Origin of the sequence: Janthinobacterium agaricidamnosum NBRC 102515 = DSM 9628 (genome assembly GCF_000723165.1) — a bacterium.
Classification (GTDB): domain Bacteria; phylum Pseudomonadota; class Gammaproteobacteria; order Burkholderiales; family Burkholderiaceae_D; genus Janthinobacterium; species Janthinobacterium agaricidamnosum.
The window spans coordinates 5,924,386-5,924,880 of record NZ_HG322949.1; the positions used below are offsets into that span (position 1 = coordinate 5,924,386).

The window sequence follows — 495 nt, forward strand, 5'->3', positions numbered from 1 at the left end:
ACCCAGCGCGATACCGCTGATGTTGACGGTCTTGCCATTGCCGGCGTTCTTGTCGATGAAGCTGCCGCTGGCGGCCGACACCGCCAGGTCGTCACCGCTGATCATGCCGCTGAACGACGCGCCCGCCGTGTTCAGGCTGGCGGCAAGGCTGCCGTCATATACCTTGTTGCCGGCAACGATGCCGCCGACACTGGCGATGGTCGCCTTGCCGATATTGGCGCTGGTGCTGGCCGTCGTGCTGGTCAAGTTATAGTTGCCGACATCCACGCCGCCCAGCGCGATGCCGCTGATATTGACGGTCTTGCCATTGCCGGCGTTCTTGTCGATGAAGCTGCCGCTGGCAGCCGACACCGTCAAATTGTCGCCGGCGATCATGCCGGTCAACGCTGCGCCGGCCGTATTCAGGCTGGCGGCAAGGCTGCCGTCGTACACCTTGTTGCCGGCCGTGATGCCGCTCACGCTGGCGATGGTCGCCTTGCCGATATCGGCGCTGGT

At 64.2% G+C, this 495-nt stretch carries 1 protein-coding gene (only partly in view); it reads right to left on the reverse strand.

The whole window is internal to a YDG domain-containing protein gene (locus GJA_RS25730; protein WP_038498083.1) on the reverse strand: the coding sequence, 531 nt in all, runs 24 nt past the left edge and 12 nt past the right edge, and what appears here is coding positions 13-507 — codons 5 (complete) to 169 (complete); reading right to left, the first codon wholly in view occupies positions 493-495. The start codon and the stop codon both lie outside this window.